This window comes from Sulfitobacter sp. HI0040, from assembly GCF_001634885.1.
GTDB lineage: Bacteria > Pseudomonadota > Alphaproteobacteria > Rhodobacterales > Rhodobacteraceae > Sulfitobacter.
Genome location: NZ_LWEX01000176.1, coordinates 1 through 3,472, shown reverse-complemented (window position 1 = coordinate 3,472; position 3,472 = coordinate 1). Strand labels below are relative to the sequence as shown.

The following is a 3,472-nucleotide window of genomic DNA, read 5'->3' as shown; positions in this document are numbered from 1 at the left end:
ACATGAACGGCAGAATGATCCCGCCATAGCGCAGAAGAACCAGACGCCCGTCGCCCTGCAGCGCCGCGGGCAACGGCAGCCTGCCAGCGTCGAGACCGAGGATCAGCAGAGCGCCCCAGAAAAAGGGGATCAAACCTGCCAGCCCGAGGGTAAGCGCCCCGGACGGAATGCCCTTCATGCCTGCCTCAGGACGCGGGGGACCTTGAATTCAACCCGCTCCTGCGCGGTTTCGACTTGTTCGACAGTGACGTCATAGCGATCCCGGAAAGCATTGATGACCTCGTCGATCAGCACTTCGGGGGCGGATGCGCCAGCGGTGATGCCGATGCTTCGAATACCGTCGAGACTGCGCCAATCGATGTCGGTGGCGCGCTGTACCAGTTGCGCATAGGCACATCCGGCCCGGGCGCCTACCTCGACGAGGCGGCGGGAGTTGGAAGAGTTCGGTGCGCCGACCACAAGGATAGCATCGCAATGAGGGGCCATCGCCTTCACCGCTTCCTGCCGATTGGTCGTGGCATAGCAGATGTCTTCCTTGTGGGGGCCGACGATTGCCGCAAACCGCGCTTTCAGGGCGGCTACGATATCGGTTGTGTCGTCAACGCTGAGGGTGGTCTGGGTGACATAGGCAAGCCGCTCGGGGTCCCGCACCCTGAGCGTTGCCACATCTTCGGGGGTTTCGACCAGCAGCACCTCACCCTCGGGGAGTTGGCCCATGGTGCCGACGGTTTCAGGGTGGCCCGCGTGGCCGATCATGACGATTTGGAGGCCGGCCTCATGGTGTCGCTGGGCTTCGATATGTACCTTGCTTACGAGCGGACAGGTCGCATCGACGTAGATCATGTTGCGCGCTTCGGCCGCGGCGGGGACGGCTTTGGGGACGCCATGGGCGGAAAAGATCACCGGGCGGTCGGTGGGGCATTCGTCCAGTTCCTCCACGAAGACCGCGCCGCGTTCGCGCAATTCGTCCACGACATATTTGTTGTGCACGATCTCATGCCGCACGAAGACTGGGGCACCCCATTTTTCTAACGCCATCTCGACGATCTTGATCGCACGGTCCACACCGGCGCAGAAACCGCGTGGCGCGGCAAGGTAGAGAGTAAGCGGCGTATTGGACATCGATGCCTCCTGCGTTGGGGCACAGGTAAGGGTTGGGGCGGGATGCGTCCAGACCCCCGGTATTGACACCGAAAAAACACATTTTTCGATTTGGTTTAAAAATTGTTAACAAGTTCAACTTTAGGTTAAAAAATTGGTGGAGTTGTGGATAAGATTGGCATAGGGTAGGCGAGTGTCCGCTCATCAATAGAGTTATGCACGGGCGTTTACCCTACGTTAACGCTCAAATAATCGAGGTGGTCGCGCCTCTCTCGCGTGGGCCCTCAGAGTAATGGTACTGAGCCTATGAAGATACTCGTCGTCGATGATGACCCGATCGTTCTGGATATCTGCAAAACCTTCCTTTTGAATATAGGATATGCCGACGTTCACCTGTCACAGAACGCGGCGGATGCGATCGAACAGATCGACGCGACGAGAACCCCCTTCGACTGCTTTCTACTGGACATCAAGATGCCGGATAAATCCGGGATCGAACTTATCGCCGATATTCGCAGTCGGCCTGTCTATGCTTTCGTGCCGATCGTGATGTCGACCGCACAGGAAAGCCCCCAATATATCGCGGAGGCTTTCGCCGCGGGTGCGCTGGACTATCTGGTCAAACCCTTCGAACTCTTCGATCTCGAAACCCGGATGCATGCCATAGAGATGCATAGCTTCGAGATCGCGCGTTGGCACCGGGCCCACGCAACGGCGGGGGCGGGTGAAAGCTTGCCGCAGCATATCGAGATGATGAAGCAGCGCGGTGCCATGAAGAAGCTGGGGGACGGCGGTCTCGTCTCTCCCATCGCGTTCGAGAACTGCCTGCTCCAGCTTGAGCCGAGTTCGGGGCGAAAGCTCAATGTCGTTGCATTGCAGGTGGAGGATATGGACAGCATCATGCGCCGTCTTTCTGCCGAACGGCAGGTATCCTATCTAAGCGCGGTCGCGGATGCCCTGGTGGAGCAGGTGGGAAAGCTAAAAGGACTGGTCTGTCACAAAGGGCGCGGCCTGTTTCTGTTGATGTCCTATGTGGATCTGCCGGACCTGAACGAGATGGTGCACCGCGATCTGGCCAAGGTCTTCGCCGAGATGGATGAAGCCTATCTGCGGTGCTGCGGCCTCAGAACGCGCGTCAGTTTCGCCAGTGCGAGCTATGCCGAACAGCCGAAGGACACATGGCCGCTGCATCTCATTGAAAACGCGATCGGCCGCCTCGGGCGGTAACGACCGCGTCTTCGCCGTCTATTGTTCGCCCGGGGCGTTATCGCGCGGGGGCCGTCCGATGACGTCGCGCAAATCTTCCAGTTCGATGAAGTTGTCGGCCTGCCGACGCAGATCGTCGGCGATCATGGGCGGCTGGCTTCGTATCGTGCTGACAACGGAAACGCGCACGCCCTGCCGCTGAAGGCTTTCGACCAGCGGGCGGAAATCACCATCGCCCGAGAAGATCACGATATGGTCGACATGAGGGGCGAGTTCCATGGCATCGACGGCAAGCTCGATGTCCATGTTTCCCTTGACCTTCCGACGGCCAAGGCTGTCAGTATATTCCTTGGCCGGTTTAGTCACCATCGAGTACCCGTTGTAGTTCAGCCAGTCCACAAGGGGGCGAATGGGCGAATATTCGTCGTTTTCAAGGAGCGCGGTATAATAGAATGCCCGGAGGAGCTTGCCCCGGCGCATGAACTCCTGACGCAAAAGTTTGTAGTCGATGTCGAACCCCAGCGTCTTCGCCGCGGCGTAAAGGTTCGAGCCATCTATGAAGAGAGCCAGCCGCTCGTCCCTATAGAACATCATATTCCCTTCTGAGGTCCGCGCGGGTAACAACCCGCCTCACCATTTGTTCTTTTTATTGGAAACCGAACCCTAGCATCGACTTAGTTCCCGGTTCCGGCTTTACGTTTACGTTACCTATATTCTTTTGCAGTCGGATCAACCCGTCCTTTCAGGAGCATCCAGCGTGTCAAATCGTGTGTTTCGCAACCGTATTCTAGTGGCCTTCGGCAGTAACCTTGCGTCAAAAACCGCCACTTCGGCTGAGTTGTTGCGCGAAGCGCAGGCACAACTTGAACGAAGCGGCGCGACGATTCGTGCTGCTAGCAGATTGTATCACAGCCCGGCTTTTCCCCCGGGAAATGGGCCAGATTATGTCAATGCGGCGGCAAATTTAGAGGCAAACTGGACCGCGGCTGAAGCCCTTGGCCATCTGCATGCGATCGAAGCAATGATGGGGCGGAAGCGGGGGGAGCGGTGGGGGCGGCGAACGCTCGATCTCGACCTTCTTGCGGTGGGGGATACGGTGCTGCCGGATGCCGCGACACATCGTCGCTGGCGGGAAATGCCCCTGTCGGAACAGGTGGGTAAGACC

Annotated in this window: 4 protein-coding genes; 2 read left to right on the top strand and 2 right to left on the bottom strand. The window is 58.4% G+C overall.

Annotated features, from left to right (window positions below; all coding sequences use genetic code 11):
• Window positions 1–174 precede the first annotated feature (174 nt).
• Complete coding sequence (gene ispH, locus A3728_RS11350) at window positions 175–1,122, bottom strand: 4-hydroxy-3-methylbut-2-enyl diphosphate reductase (RefSeq protein WP_067923614.1); 948 nt, start codon at window positions 1,120–1,122, stop codon at window positions 175–177.
• 285 nt (window positions 1,123–1,407) lie between these two features.
• Between ispH and A3728_RS11345 the strand changes: the two genes are divergently transcribed.
• Window positions 1,408–2,328 carry a response regulator gene (locus A3728_RS11345; RefSeq protein WP_067923611.1) on the top strand — a complete coding sequence of 307 codons (921 nt, stop codon included), beginning with the start codon at window positions 1,408–1,410 and terminating at the stop codon, window positions 2,326–2,328.
• An 18-nt stretch (window positions 2,329–2,346) separates the two neighbouring features.
• Here A3728_RS11345 and A3728_RS11340 read toward each other — a convergent pair whose 3' ends face one another.
• Entirely contained in the window at window positions 2,347–2,898 is a 552-nt protein-coding gene (locus A3728_RS11340) for a LabA-like NYN domain-containing protein (protein WP_067923609.1), read from the bottom strand.
• Between the two features lie 166 nt (window positions 2,899–3,064).
• Between A3728_RS11340 and folK the strand changes: the two genes are divergently transcribed.
• Window positions 3,065–3,472 (top strand): 2-amino-4-hydroxy-6-hydroxymethyldihydropteridine diphosphokinase (gene folK / locus A3728_RS11335; RefSeq protein WP_236630470.1); only part of this gene is annotated, 408 nt, incomplete at its 3' end.

Bases quoted from the DNA above. Each gene is read 5' to 3' on its own strand.
- ispH (WP_067923614.1), bottom strand. From the start codon at position 1,122: ATGTCCAATACGCCGCTTACTCTCTACCTTGCCGCGCCACGCGGTTTC.
- A3728_RS11345 (WP_067923611.1), top strand. From the start codon at position 1,408: ATGAAGATACTCGTCGTCGATGATGACCCGATCGTTCTGGATATCTGC.
- A3728_RS11340 (WP_067923609.1), bottom strand. From the start codon at position 2,898: ATGTTCTATAGGGACGAGCGGCTGGCTCTCTTCATAGATGGCTCGAAC.